Genomic DNA, 13,158 nt, shown 5'->3' with positions numbered 1-13,158 from the left:
TTACTCCGCTTTGGCGTCTACTTTCGCAGTGCTGGCCTGGTCTGGGCTGCCCGGTTTCTTGACGTTGGTGGCTTCGCTGACCTTGACCTCGACACCTGGGCGCACGAACTGCAGCCCTTCGGTGATCAGGCGGTCGCCCGGGTTGAGGCCTTCCTCGATCAGCCAGTCGCTGCCCAGGGTACGGCTGGCCTTGAGCTCGCGCAGTTCGACCTTGTTTTCCTGGTTGACCACCAGAGCGGTGGGGGTACCCTTCAGGTCACGGGTCACGCCTTGCTGCGGCGCCAGAATGGCGTTGGCATTGACCCCGGCCTTCAGGCGGGCGTGAACGAACATGCCCGGCAACAAGGTGTGCTCGGGGTTGGGGAAGATGGCACGCAGGGTCACCGAACCGGTGGTCTCGTCGACCGCGACTTCGGAGAACTCCAGGCGACCTTGCTGTTTGAACAGGCTGCCGTCCTCGAGCACCAGCTGGACGGAGGCGGCGTTCTCGCCGGCCTTCTGCAACTGGCCGCTTTCCAGGTCACGGCGCAGCTTGAGCAGCTCGGCGGTGGACTGGGTGACATCGACGTAGATCGGATCGAGCTGCTGGATGGTGGCCATTGCGTTAGCCTGGCCATTGCTCACCAGTGCGCCTTCGGTGACCGAGGAGCGACCGACACGACCGCTGATCGGTGCCAGCACCTTGGTGTAACGCAGGTCGATCTGGGCGCTCTTGAGCGAAGCCTCGGCCTGCAATCGTTTGGCATTGGCGTCGTCGTATTCCTGCTTGGAGACAGCCTGTTCGTCGATCAGCTGCTTGTAGCGCTCGGCCAGCGAACGGGTGGCTTGCAGGTTGGCCTGGGCGTTGGCGAGGTTGGCTTCGTAGACGGCCGGGTCGATCTGATACAGCTGTTGACCTTCCTTGACGTCACTGCCTTCCTTGAACAGGCGTTTGAGAATGATGCCGTTGACCTGCGGACGGACCTCGGCAATGCGGAAGGCGGTGGTACGCCCTGGCAGCTCGGAAGTCAGGGTATAGGCCTGTGGCTGGAGGGTGACAACGCCGACCAGAGGAGCCTGCGCCGCAGGCGCTGCTTCTTCTTTCTTACAGCCACTTAGCAGGGTTGCCAGGGCGACGGCGGAAACCAGGGCGGTGACGGCTGGCTTGAATTGCATAGGATCCTCGGGTCGCTAGAGCAGGGAGACGCTCAAGAATAATTGAAGTGTTCAGAAAGGTGCTATCCGGTGGATAAATAGCTTACTAACGAATATACTTACATTCATGCTTGTTTGTAAATACCGCAGTCAGCCTCAGGTGGGGTGCTGCGGATCCGTTGAATATTCCCCGGAGGGCGCCCTGAAAGAGGCGACCCCGGCTTGAACCCCGCGCGCCGGTCGAGCTTGCGGGTCGTGATGAGGTTGAGCAGCCATGGTCCGTCGAACCAAAGAGGAAGCCCAGGAAACCCGCGCCCAGATCATCGAGGCGGCGGAAAAGGCCTTCTACAAGCGCGGGGTTGCGCGAACCACCCTGGCCGACATCGCTGAACTGGCGGGTGTGACCCGTGGGGCGATCTATTGGCATTTCAACAACAAGGCCGAGCTGGTTCAGGCGCTGCTGGACAGCCTGCATGAAACCCATGATCACCTCGCCCGTGCCAGCGAGAGCGAGGATGAGCTCGACCCGCTTGGCTGTATCCGCACCTTGTTGCTGCAGGTGCTCAATGATCTGGTGCTCGATGCCAGGACCCGGCGCATCAATGAAATCCTGCACCATAAGTGTGAGTTCACCGACGACATGTGCGAGATCCGCCAGCAGCGCCAGGGCGCCGTGCTGGATTGCCATGAAGGCATCGCATTGGCCATGGCCAATGCAGTTCGTCGCGGGCAGTTGCCCGAGGATCTCGACGTGCAGCGTGCCGCTGTCGCCTTGTTCGCCTATGTCGATGGCCTGATCGGACGCTGGCTGCTGTTGCCGGACAGCTTCGACCTGTTGCGTGATGTCGAGCGGTGGGTCGACACAGGGTTGGATATGCTGCGCTTGAGCCCTTCCTTGCGCAAATGACACTTTGTGAATGATTGTGATGAAATGTTTCCCCCTTTTATTAAGGAGGAGTTAATGGTACGCGCACACCGCTGCAGTGCCGGCGGATGACATCACCGGCCTCTTAGTTGCCGATCTGGCATGGCCAGTGCGGCCGCCAGGCCCAGGAGTGACAGTACGGCACTGGTCATCAGCAGGTGGCGGAAGGTCTCCAGTAGCCGCGCCTGGGTCAGCGGGTCTGGCTCGCCGGCCCGCAGGCTGCCCAACAACGGATTACCCAGTGCCTCGAAACCGCCCTGGTGCAGCAGCGCCAGCAGCAGGCTGGACATGCAGGCCACACCCATGGCGCCACCTAGGGCGCGGAACAGGTTGGTGGTGCTGGTCGCCACACCGATGTCCTTCAGTTCGACCGCGCTCTGGGTACCTACCAGCGAAGTGGGGAACTGCAAGCCGCAGGCAATCCCGGTCAACAGCATGAATGCCGCCCCGAGCAGCGCCGATTGGGGGGGGGTGAGGGCCATGCCGAGGATGGCCAGTGGCATCAGGATGAAGCCGATGAGTATCTGAGGGCGATATCGACCGGTGCGGCTGGTCAAGCGCCCACCTGTGAAAGCGCCCAGGGGGAGGCCCATCGCCAGCGGTAGCAGGTACAGTGCGGCGCTGTCGGCGCCAGCGCCGGTGATGCTCTGGTAGCGCAGGGGCATCAGCATGGTCAGCGAGATCGACTGGAAGCTGGCGAAGAAGATCGCGCACCAGCACAGCACCGCCGCGCGGTTGCCAAACAGCTTGAGCGGCAGCAGGGGTTCAGGGCAGCGCCGCTCATGGTCGATGAACAAAACAAGGCCCAGCAGGGCTGCGCCCAACAGGGCCAGCACCGGCGGCGACAGCCAGGCCTGGCCCTGGCCGACCAGGGTGATGCCCAGCAGCAGGCTGCCCAGACCCAGAATCAGCAGCAGCGCGCCGAGGTAATCCACCTGGGCTTCTCGGCGTTGTACCGGCATGCCCGCCAGCGCGCGACGAATCGCCCACAGGGCGAACAGGCCCAGGGGTAGGTTGATCCAGAACACCCAGCGCCAGGACAGGTACTCCGTCAGCCAGCCGCCGAGTAACGGGCCGGCGACACTGGCCAGGGCGTACATGCTGCTGAAATAGCCCTGGTAGCGACCGCGCTCGCGAGGCGGTACGAAGTCGCCGATGATCGCCTGGCTCACCGAAACCATTCCTCCTGCGCCAATACCCTGGATCACGCGCGCCAGCACCAACTGCTGCATGTCCTGGGCCAGGGCGCAGGCCACCGAGGCCAGAGTGAACAAGGCCGTACCGGTGAGGATCATGCGCCGCCGGCCATACAGGTCGCCCAGCTTGCCGTAGATGGGCACGGCGATGGTCATGGCGACCATGTAGCCGGAGATGACCCAGGCCAGCAGGCCGACATCGTTGAATTGTGCGGAAATCGCCGGCATGGACACCGCGACGATGGTCTGGTCCAGCGCACCGAGAAAAATCGCCAGCATCAGGGCGGTGAGGACTGTGCGCAGGACAGGGGGGGCAGGGCGGCAGTCACGGAAATACCTTGTCGTGGTCGCTGTCTTGGGGCGTTGGCGGCAGGAACGCCAAGCGCGGAACAAGGCCGCATTGTAGCTGAGTTACGTAGCTTCCTATGTACTATGCGCATCCCCTATGCAAGATCGGCATTGGCGCATTCATCCAGTAGCGCATGGCTGCGTGATATCGTGATCCGACCTCAACGGCTGAAATCCGGGCTTTGCACCAGCATGGTGCAGACATTTGCCTGTGGATTTCATGCTGCTGTATCCCACACCTTCTATTCCTCTGCCTGCATGTCGAGCATGACCGCCCTGATGGCGACGGTTGGAACAGGTCAGGTAGACCCGATTCAAGGGTCGGTAGTCAGCCCGTTCAAATTTCCTGTTATTGCGGAGTGATCATGCCCAAGGCTTCCCACCACGATCTGCGTTTTGCTTTCCGTGAACTGCTTGCGTCCGGTTCGTGCTTTCACACCGCATCGGTGTTCGACCCCATGTCGGCCCGCATCGCCGCTGACCTGGGTTTCGAGGTCGGTATCCTCGGTGGCTCGGTGGCCTCGCTGCAGGTGCTCGCCGCCCCTGACTTCGCCCTGATCACCCTGAGCGAGTTCGTCGAGCAGGCCACTCGCATCGGCCGTGTCGCACAGTTGCCGGTGATCGCCGATGCCGACCATGGCTACGGCAACGCGCTCAATGTCATGCGCACGGTGATCGAGCTGGAGCGCGCCGGTGTCGCTGCGTTGACCATCGAGGACACCCTGCTGCCGGCCCAGTTCGGTCGCAAGTCCACTGATCTGATTCCGGTCGAAGAGGGCGTGGGCAAGATCCGAGCGGCCATCGAGGCGCGGGTCGATTCGGCACTGTCGATCATTGCCCGGACCAACGCCGGCGTGCTGACGACCGAGGAAATCATTCATCGCACCCAGAGCTACCAGAAGGCCGGTGCCGATGGCATTTGCATGGTCGGGGTCAAGGATTTCGAGCAGTTGGAGCAGATCGCCGAGCACCTGACGGTGCCGCTGATGCTGGTCAGCTACGGCAATCCGAACCTGCGTGACGATGCGCGCCTGGCGAGCCTGGGGGTGCGCATCGTGGTCGATGGTCATGCTGCCTATTTCGCCGCCATCAAAGCCACCTATGACTGTCTGCGCCTGCAGCGTGGGCAGCAGAACAAGTCCGACAGCCTCAACGCGACCGAGCTCTCGCACACCTACACCCAGCCTGAGGATTACATCCGCTGGGCCAAGGAATACATGAGCGTCGAAGAGTAACGTGATCTGATGGTGGGAACGGGCCTGCGGTCAGAGGTCTTTATCCCACTGCGGCTCATCGGTAAACCGCTGCGCGAGAAAATCCAGCATGCTGCGCAGGGTTGCCGGCATGTGCTTGCGCGAGGTGTACACCGCATTCAGGCTCAACTCGCGCGGTCGCGCCTCGGGCAGCAGGCGCACCAGTTCTCCACTGCGTAACGCACTCGCCACCTGATAGGTCGGCAGCATGGCGATGCCGGCACCGGCCAGCGCGGCCTTCTGCAAGGTCATGGCTTCGTTGGCGCTGATGTTGCCTTGCACCGGCACAGCCACGTGTCGGCCCTCCACCTCGAATTGCCACAGGCTATGCCCGAAGTAGGCGTGGGTCAGGCAGTTGTGCTGGCCCAGTTCCTCGACCTGCCGGGGTGCGCCATGTTCGGCCAAATACGCTGGCGCGGCGCAGACGACTGAGCGGCACACGGTCAGGCGACGGGCGATCAGGTTCGGGTCCAGGTCATTGCTGGTGCGAATCGCCAGGTCGATGCGTTCATCCACCAGGTTGACCGTGCGATCGAGCATCTGCAGTTCAACCTTCACCCCTGGATAACGCCGCACATACTCGGCCACCGCGTCCACCAACTGGGCTTGGCCGAACGAGGTGCTGACGCTGATGCGCAGCTCGCCGCGTGGGGCGTCGTCTGGTTGGCGTACCGCGGCCTGCAGATCGCCGGCCAGCTCCAGCAATTGGCGGCAGCGCGGCAAGGTTTCCTGGCCAGCGGCCGTCAGGCTGAGCTTGCGCGTGGTGCGCTGCATCAGGCGTGCGCCGACCCAGTCCTCCAGCTCTGCCAGATAGCGCGACACCACCGGTCGCGAGAGTTGCAGATGATCCGCGGCGGCTGACTGGCTACCCAGATCGACCACCGTAACGAAGACGCGCATGGCGTTGAGACGGTCCATGATTTGCCCGATTTCAGAAACAAACTATGTCTGAGCATCGCATTTTTTGTGATGGATTGGGCAACTATGCTGTTGCTCAATCTCCCATCTAGGAATGTCCGATGTCGCTCATCACTACCCTGCGCAGCCTGGTATTGGCCAGTCTTGCCCTGGCCGGCCAGGCGCTGGCCGCCGAGCCCCTTCACCTTGAGGTGTACAACCCTGGCCATGATGCGATCTTTCCGGTCAGTTCGGTGATCGTCAGTGGCGAACACGATGCCATCCTGGTCGATGCCCAGTTCGGCAAGGCCCAGGCCGAGCAGGTGGTCCAGCGCTTGAAGGCAGGCGGCAAGCGACTGACCACCATTTATATCAGCCATGGCGATCCAGACTATTACTTTGGTCTGGATACCCTGACCCGTGCGTTTCCCAAAGCCCAAGTGCTCGCCTCGGCCGCCACCGTGGCGCATATCCGCAAGACCATGGACGCCAAGCTGGACTATTGGGGCCCGAAAATGGGCAGCGACAAGCCCGAGAAACTGGTCGTGCCGCAGGTCCTGGTGGGTGATCGCCTGGAGTTGGAAGGGCAGGCGCTGGAAGTCGTCGGTCTCGATGGGCCCCAGCCAGACCGCAGCTTCGTGTGGATTCCGTCGATCAAGGCTGTGGTCGGTGGTGTGATCGTGGCCGAGCACATTCATGTCTGGATGGCCGACACCCAGACCGCCCAGTCCCATGCCGATTGGCTCGCAACCCTCGAGCGCATCGAGCGACTCGCCCCGCGTACGGTGATCCCTGGCCACTACCTGGGGCAGAGCAGCCGCTCGCTGGACGCTGTGCGTTTCACCGCCGGTTACATCCGCGCCTTCGATGCCGAGGCGGCCAAGGCCGCCCATTCGGATGCGTTGATCAAGGCGATGGAGCAGCGCTATCCACAGCTGGGCGACGCCAGTTCGCTGGAGCTCAGCGCCAAGGTCGCCAAGGGCGAAATGCAGTGGTAATTCTTTTCAACTGATGGAGTGTCTCCCATGAGCAAGATCGCAATCATTGGGGCCACCGGCCGTGCCGGTAGCCAGTTGCTGGAAGAGGCCCTGCGCCGGGGCCATCAGGTCGTGGCCATCGCCCGTAATCCATCCAAGCTGAACGGGCGCGAAGGGGTGACGACCAAAGCGCTGGATGCCAAGGACAGTGCCGCCCTGAAGGCCGCCCTGGCTGGGGCGGATGCGGTCATGAGCGCGGCGCATTTCGCGACGATCGAACCTGAAGCGATCATCGAGCCGGTCAAGGCCGCAGGCGTTGCTCGCTTACTGGTGGTGGGCGGGGCAGGTAGCCTGCTGCTGCCGTCTGGGCAGCGCGTCATCGACAGCCCGGATTTCCCTGAGGCCTACAAGGCCGAAGCCAGTGCCGGTGTGCGTTTTCTCGACGCCTTGCGCCAGACGTCGGGTCTGGAGTGGACCTTCCTCTCGCCATCGGCCGAGTTCGTCGAAGGTGCGCGCAGTGGGCAGTATCGCCTTGGCAAGGATGACCTGCTGATCGGCGCCGATGGCAGGAGCTGGATCACTTTCGCCGACTATGCCATCGCGATGATCGATGAGCTGGAGAATCCGGCCCATTCACGGGCGCGTTTCACTGTGGGTTATTGAGCCGGCTGGCCTGGCCCGCGCTTCGAGCCAGTCCAGCAATTCAACCAACCCCGCCGGCATGCTCCGGGCAGGGCTTACCAGGTAATAGCCTTTGCCCGTGAGCACCTTCAGCCCGAACGGCATGCACAACCTGCCGCTGCGTAGATCATCGCCGACCAGAGCCCAATCGCCGATCGCCACCCCCGTGCCTTGGGAGGCCATGGCCATCGCCATGTCCAGTGTCTCGAAATGCTGGCGCGGTCCATTGAGCTCGACGCTGGCACCCGCCGCCTGCAACCACAGTCGCCAGTCGTGCTCATCTCGCGAGGGGTGCAGCAGCATATGACGGGACAGGTCCTCCAGACGCGCCAGCGGCAGCGGCCCTTCGAGCAGGGAGGGCGCACACACCGGCGTCAATTGCTCATCGAACAACTTGCGCACCTGCAAGCCCCCATTGGGTTGCGCACCATATACCACGGCAGCGTCGAAGCCTTCGCGTCGAAAATCCACGCCGTGCTGCACCGTGGTGGTCAGTTCCACCGGCACGTCCGGGCGCAGCGCCTGCCATTCCATCAGGCGCGGCAGCAGCCAGCGCATGACGCAAGTGGGTGCCTTGAGCTGGAGCGTGGCGCTGTGGCGGCCGACTTCGCGTACGCCCTGTTCGATCAGGGTGAAAATCTGCTGTACCCGCAGTAGCCAGTCCTGGCCTTCGCGGGTCAGGCTCAGGCCACGCGCCTGGCGCTGGAACAGCACGTAACCCAGGTGCTCCTCGAGCCCGGCGATCTGTCGGCTGACCGCACCTTGCGTGATGTGCAACTGCTGGGCCGCACGGGTGAAGTTGCAGTGCTGAGCGGTGATCAGGAAGGTGTACAGCGCGGGTAGGGGCGGGAGGCGTTTCATCGATGTGAGCCATGATCCTGAGACATGGCTAGTATGTGTTTTTTTGCATTGTGGCGATAGCCGCGCCTTGGTTCCATAAACACAGATTTCAACAAGAACCAGGGTAAATCCTATGGCAACCTGCGGCGAAGTATTGGTCAATCTCCTCGAAGGCTATGGCGTGGACCATGTCTTCGGGATTCCGGGCGTGCATACCGTGGAGCTCTACCGGGGGCTTGCGAGCTCCTCCATTCGCCACATCACGCCCCGCCACGAGCAGGGCGCCGGGTTCATGGCTGACGGCTATGCCCGCACCCGCGGCAAACCCGGGGTGTGCTTCATCATCACTGGCCCGGGCATGACCAACATCACCACGGCCATGGGCCAGGCCTACGCCGACTCGATTCCGATGCTGGTGATCTCCAGTGTGCAGTCCCGCGACCAGCTCGGCGGTGGCCGCGGCAAGCTCCATGAGCTGCCCAACCAGGGCGCGCTGGTTGCCGGTGTGGCGGCGTTTTCCCATACGCTGATGAGTGCTGACGACCTGCCCCAGGTGCTGGCGCGCGCCTTCGCGGTGTTCGATGGTGCACGTCCACGGCCTGTGCATATCGAGATCCCTCTGGACGTGCTGGTCGAGCCCGCCGACCACCTGTTGCCAGCGCGCCCTATACGCACTGCTCGTGCAGGGGCTGCGCCCCGGACCGTGGCGCTGATGGCTGAGCGCCTGGCCAAGGCCCAGCGTCCGCTGATCCTGGCCGGTGGCGGTGCGCTGGCGGCGGGGGCTGTACTGGCAGAGCTTGCCGAGCACCTCCAGGCGCCGGTGGCCCTGACCATCAATGCCAAGGGCCTATTGCCGGCCACCCATCCGTTGCAGATCGGTTCTACCCAATCGCTGGTGGCAACGCGCGCCTTGGTGGCTGAGGCCGATGTGGTGCTGGCCATCGGCACCGAGCTGGCCGAAACCGACTATGACGTGACGTTCAAGGGCGGCTTCGAAATCCCTGGCAGCTTGCTGCGCATCGACATCGACCCTGACCAGACCGTGCGCAATTACCTGCCGGAGCTGGCGCTGGTCGCCGATGCCGAACAAGCCGCCGAAGCCCTGTTGGCAGCCTTGCAGGCACTGCCTCGACCGGCGCCGGATGCAACCTGGGGCAGTGCCCGCGCAGAGCGTCTGCGCAAGGATCTGGCCAGTACCTGGGACCAGCCGACCCTGAGCCAGACGCGCTTGCTCACGAGCATTCTCGAAGCCCTGCCAACGGCCATTCTGGTCGGCGACTCGACCCAGCCGGTGTACACCGGCAACTTGACCCTGGATATGCCCCAGCCACGGCGTTGGTTCAACGCCTCGACCGGCTACGGCACCCTGGGCTATGCCTTGCCGGCCGCCATGGGCGCCTGGCTCGGCAGCGCCGAACGTGCCGCGGATCGTTCGCCTGCGGTTTGCCTGATCGGCGATGGCGGCCTGCAGTTCACCTTGCCGGAGCTCGCCAGCGCGGTGGAGGCCCAGGTGCCGTTGATCGTGCTGCTGTGGAACAACCAGGGGTACGAGGAAATCAAGAAGTACATGGTCAACCGGGCCATCGAGCCGGTAGGCGTGGATATCCATACGCCGGACTTCATCGGCGTGGCCCAGGCGCTCGGCGCACAGGCCTGCAATGTAGGAGACGTAGCGCAACTGCAGGCGGCGTTGCAGGCCGCGGTCGAGCGCAAAGGGCCGACCTTGATCCAGGTCGATCAGGCGCAGTGGCAAGCCACAGTGGTGGGTTGACATCGCGGTCCCTGTAGGAGCGGCCTTGTGCCGCGATCGGCTGCGAAGCGGTCGTAAAGCTGCCGCCCCGATACATCGGGATCGGACACACCTGCTCGTCGGGCTTGCGGCTGCCTTGCAGCCGATCGAGGGGCAAGCCCGCTCCTACATATACTGCGCGGCCTTCCTTGTGCCAGCGGTCAGCTGGCGTTGGCCCGCAGCCGCGCCACATCCCGAATCGGTGGTGCGCCGTATAGCCGGCTGTATTCACGGCTGAACTGCGAGGGGCTTTCATAGCCCACTCGATACCCTGCCACCGCCGCCTCCAGCCCATCGTTGAGCATCAGTCGTCGCGCCTCCTGCAGGCGCAACTGCTTCTGGTACTGCAAGGGGCTCATCGAGGTCACGGCCTTGAACCTGTGGTGCAAGGTCGAGGTGCTGAGGTTCACTTCCCGCGCCAAGTCCTCGATGCGCAGCGGCTGCTGGTAGTGACGATTGAGCCAGGTGATGGCCTGGCAGACGCGATGGGTCTGGCTGTTGGCCAAGGCGATTTCATACAGGCGATGGCCTTGGGGGCCGCGCAGCAACCGGTAGAGAATCTCGCGGCGAATCAGCGGCGCCAACACCGGGATGTCCCGTGGCGAATCGAGCAATCGCAGCAGGCGCAGCAAGGCATCGAGCAACTGCGGATCGCTTCTTTCCACGTACAGGCCCCGACCGGATGGCAGGTTGGGCACCATCATCGGGCCGCTTTCGGCGATCAACTGACTGATCTGCGCCGGATCGATGTCCATGCGAAGGCCTAGGCTCGGATTCTCGGGGCTGGCTTCGAGCAGCGCGCCGCTGATCGGCAACGTCACTGACACCACCATGTAATGCAGCGGGTCATAGGCGTAGCGTTCATCGCCGAGAAACAAGGTCTTGCTGCCTTGGGCCAGGATGCACAGGGCTGGTTGTGCCAGAGCGGGCATCGAGCGCAGGGTTTCGCGGTAGCTGACCAGATACAGGTCATCGATGGCGGATACCGTCCCCGAGGGCTCGCCGACATGACGGCGGATCAGGTCGGCCAGCTCCTGACGCTGGGCTTCGAGCGTGGGTTCCAAGGGCGTTGCGGGCATGGCGGTTATCCTCTACTGACCGACGCAGCATAGGTTTGGGCAATGACAGGCGCTAGTCGAAAGCTGCCGGTCGATTGCCTGATCCTGCAGCGCGGCAGGATCAGGCAATCGACCGGCAGTAATGACCTAACGTCGCGCAGGGGCGGGGCACTAACCTTGGCAGCCTGGTTTTTCCGTCCGCCTGCTTCAAGGAGATCCTTCATGACCCAGCCACAACCGGTCACTCACCTGGCTTTCATCCGGGCTAGCAGCGGTCGTTCGGCGGAACTGGGCGCGCGTCTGCGCGACCTGCTGGAACCTTCGCTGCGTACGCCGGGTTGCCTGAGTTTCACCATTCAGCGGTCCCAGGCCGACGATGACCTGTGGCTGCTCAGCGGCAGTTGGCGCGACCAGCAGGCCATGAGCGGCTACTTTGCCTCCCCGACCCTCGAGGTCTTCGGCGAGCTGGTACAGACGCAGGTGGTGAGCAGCCTGGATCTGCATACGTTTGCCTGATGGCCATTGACCGTCGGTATGAGCCTATTCGCGGTTCTACAGAGGCGTAAGCTTCATCCGCCATTGAGGGGTAGAATGGCGACCCTCGATTTTTCGGATGCGGATTTGCAGCATGGCACGTAGAGAATTCCCCCACTTCGAAGCGGTTTCGGCAATGGTCCCGGTGGAAGGCGGCGGTTACAACGCGGCGATCGCCGTTAAAGCCCTGGGTATGGGGGGCGCGCCGCGCTTTCACAAAGTACTCGATGGCCAGGTGTTCAAAAGTGCGGTAGCGGCCGATGAGGCCGCCAGTGCCGAACTCGCACGCCTGCAAGGGGTAGGCGAGGAAGGCGAACTGATCTTTTGATCAGACCTGCGGGCGGGCCATCTTGAACAGGTTGCCCAGCTCGAAGTAGTCCGCCGGGCCTCCTCCACGCAGGATAGGCTCGGCGGCGGCGGTATCATAGATGCCGTCCTTGAGCAGATGTTCGGCAATGTGCACGGCCACGACTTCACCCAGGATCAGCCAACTGGGCACCAGTGCCTGATCGGCGCGCTTGAGTTGCACGATCTGGCTCACCTTGCATTCGAAGGCCACCGGGCTTTCGCCCACCCGAGGGACGCCGACGATGCGTGATGGCGCCGGAGTCAGGCCGCTCAGTTCGAACTCATCGACATCCGCCGCCACTGCGGCGCAGCTTTGGTTCATCGGTTCGGCCAGCGTTCGGGTGGCCAGGTTCCAGACGAACTCACCGGTCTGTTCGATGTTGTTCAAGCTGTCTTTACGCCCGACGCTGCAGAAGCCGATGATCGGCGGGATGTAGTTGAAGGCGTTGAAGAAGCTGTAGGGCGCAAGATTGAGGCGACCTTGCACGTCCTGGGAAGAGATCCAGCCGATAGGGCGGGGGCCAACGATGGCATTGAACGGGTCATGGGGCAGGCCATGGCCTTTGGCGGGTTCGTAGTAGTACATCTGCGCAAGGCCAGTAGGCCTTTTCCTTGTTGTGGACGAGGTGCGTAGTGTGCCAAGGCTTCAGCCCGCTGGAAATGATCAAGCCCGGCCGTAGCCGGGCTGGTGCGCTCGCATCGGATCAGCTGATGCGGTGGGCGTTGGTGCGGTCAAAGCCATCTTCGGCGAAGCGTTGTGCGCCAGTGCGGTCGTAGCCATCTTCGGCGAAGCGTTGTGCGCCAGTGCGGTCGTAGCCATCTTCGGCGAAGCGTTGTGCACCAGTGCGGTCGTAGCCATCTTCGGCGAAGCGTTGTGCGCCAGTGCGGTCGTAACCATCTTCTGCGTAGGACGCCGATTGAGTCTGGGCGGCGGCGAAGCTGTGGGCGCTGGTCCGGTCGAAACCATCTTCGGCGAATGCACCGGTAGCCAGTGCCGACAGAGCCAGGGTCAGGATCAGTTTGCTTTTCATGGTCGTTGCTCCAGTGTGTTTCACGGGTTGTTTGTTTCTATGGGTTCAATGCTACGCCGATTAATTTGATTGAAAAGCGCAAAAAATAACGTATATAAATCGAATTAATAGATGTGTATGGGTGCGCGTTTTGCTGTTGAACGCTGC

The 13,158-nt window shown here is 62.8% G+C and carries 14 protein-coding genes; 7 read left to right on the top strand and 7 right to left on the bottom strand.

Annotated features, from left to right (window positions below; genetic code table 11):
* Positions 1–1,155, bottom strand: a complete 1,155-nt coding sequence (locus tag IEC33019_RS12845; protein ID WP_070093787.1) for an efflux RND transporter periplasmic adaptor subunit — start codon at positions 1,153–1,155, stop codon at positions 1–3.
* A gap of 253 nt (positions 1,156–1,408) precedes the next feature.
* On the opposite strand from IEC33019_RS12845, the gene IEC33019_RS12840 reads away from it, so the two are divergent.
* Complete coding sequence (locus IEC33019_RS12840; RefSeq protein WP_043206425.1) at positions 1,409–2,041, top strand: TetR family transcriptional regulator; 633 nt, start codon at positions 1,409–1,411, stop codon at positions 2,039–2,041.
* Between the two features lie 92 nt (positions 2,042–2,133).
* Here the strand turns inward: IEC33019_RS12840 and IEC33019_RS12835 are convergent, their stop codons facing one another.
* The gene (locus IEC33019_RS12835) at positions 2,134–3,534 is read right to left on the bottom strand and encodes an MDR family MFS transporter (protein WP_099593610.1); all 1,401 of its coding nucleotides are present in this window, start codon (positions 3,532–3,534) and stop codon (positions 2,134–2,136) included.
* 434 nt (positions 3,535–3,968) lie between these two features.
* Here IEC33019_RS12835 and IEC33019_RS12830 point away from each other — a divergent pair, with 434 nt between their 5' ends.
* Positions 3,969–4,838, top strand: coding sequence for an isocitrate lyase/PEP mutase family protein (locus IEC33019_RS12830; protein ID WP_070093789.1), 870 nt, complete (start codon positions 3,969–3,971; stop codon positions 4,836–4,838).
* 30 nt (positions 4,839–4,868) lie between these two features.
* Here IEC33019_RS12830 and IEC33019_RS12825 read toward each other — a convergent pair whose 3' ends face one another.
* A complete protein-coding gene (locus IEC33019_RS12825) occupies positions 4,869–5,774 on the bottom strand; it encodes a LysR family transcriptional regulator (RefSeq protein WP_070093790.1) in 906 nt (301 codons plus the stop codon).
* Between the two features lie 101 nt (positions 5,775–5,875).
* Here IEC33019_RS12825 and IEC33019_RS12820 point away from each other — a divergent pair, with 101 nt between their 5' ends.
* Both IEC33019_RS12820 and IEC33019_RS12815 read left to right on the top strand, forming a co-directional pair.
* Positions 5,876–6,751, top strand: coding sequence for an MBL fold metallo-hydrolase (locus tag IEC33019_RS12820; protein ID WP_070093791.1), 876 nt, complete (start codon positions 5,876–5,878; stop codon positions 6,749–6,751).
* Between the two features lie 27 nt (positions 6,752–6,778).
* Positions 6,779–7,393, top strand: coding sequence for an NAD(P)-dependent oxidoreductase (locus IEC33019_RS12815; protein ID WP_070093792.1), 615 nt, complete (start codon positions 6,779–6,781; stop codon positions 7,391–7,393).
* On the opposite strand, the gene IEC33019_RS12810 is transcribed toward IEC33019_RS12815, so the two are convergent.
* A complete protein-coding gene (locus IEC33019_RS12810) occupies positions 7,364–8,272 on the bottom strand; it encodes a LysR substrate-binding domain-containing protein (RefSeq protein WP_099593608.1) in 909 nt (302 codons plus the stop codon). The two genes, IEC33019_RS12815 and IEC33019_RS12810, sit on opposite strands and share 30 nt — an antisense overlap.
* Positions 8,273–8,384: 112 nt before the next feature.
* On the opposite strand from IEC33019_RS12810, the gene IEC33019_RS12805 reads away from it, so the two are divergent.
* Positions 8,385–10,022: a 5-guanidino-2-oxopentanoate decarboxylase gene (locus IEC33019_RS12805; protein WP_070093794.1), complete on the top strand. Its 1,638-nt coding sequence runs from the start codon at positions 8,385–8,387 to the stop codon at positions 10,020–10,022.
* Positions 10,023–10,201: 179 nt separating this feature from the next.
* Here IEC33019_RS12805 and IEC33019_RS12800 read toward each other — a convergent pair whose 3' ends face one another.
* On the bottom strand, positions 10,202–11,119 hold the full coding sequence (locus tag IEC33019_RS12800) for an AraC family transcriptional regulator (protein WP_070093795.1): 918 nt from the start codon (positions 11,117–11,119) through the stop codon (positions 10,202–10,204).
* A 201-nt stretch (positions 11,120–11,320) separates the two neighbouring features.
* Between IEC33019_RS12800 and IEC33019_RS12795 the strand changes: the two genes are divergently transcribed.
* Both IEC33019_RS12795 and IEC33019_RS12790 read left to right on the top strand, forming a co-directional pair.
* Positions 11,321–11,614, top strand: coding sequence for a putative quinol monooxygenase (locus tag IEC33019_RS12795; protein ID WP_070093796.1), 294 nt, complete (start codon positions 11,321–11,323; stop codon positions 11,612–11,614).
* Positions 11,615–11,726: 112 nt separating this feature from the next.
* The gene (locus IEC33019_RS12790) at positions 11,727–11,960 is read left to right on the top strand and encodes a hypothetical protein (RefSeq protein ID WP_070093834.1); all 234 of its coding nucleotides are present in this window, start codon (positions 11,727–11,729) and stop codon (positions 11,958–11,960) included.
* On the opposite strand, the gene IEC33019_RS12785 is transcribed toward IEC33019_RS12790, so the two are convergent.
* Positions 11,961–12,566: a flavin reductase family protein gene (locus IEC33019_RS12785; RefSeq protein WP_070093797.1), complete on the bottom strand. Its 606-nt coding sequence runs from the start codon at positions 12,564–12,566 to the stop codon at positions 11,961–11,963. It lies immediately after the preceding gene.
* A gap of 118 nt (positions 12,567–12,684) precedes the next feature.
* Positions 12,685–13,011 (bottom strand): hypothetical protein, encoded by a 327-nt coding sequence (locus IEC33019_RS12780; RefSeq protein ID WP_070093798.1) that lies wholly within the window; start codon positions 13,009–13,011, stop codon positions 12,685–12,687.
* Positions 13,012–13,158: the final 147 nt, after the last annotated feature.

It is taken from the genome of Pseudomonas putida, from assembly GCF_002741075.1.
Taxonomy (GTDB): domain Bacteria; phylum Pseudomonadota; class Gammaproteobacteria; order Pseudomonadales; family Pseudomonadaceae; genus Aquipseudomonas; species Aquipseudomonas putida_T.
This window is presented reverse-complemented; position numbering and strand designations above follow the sequence as displayed.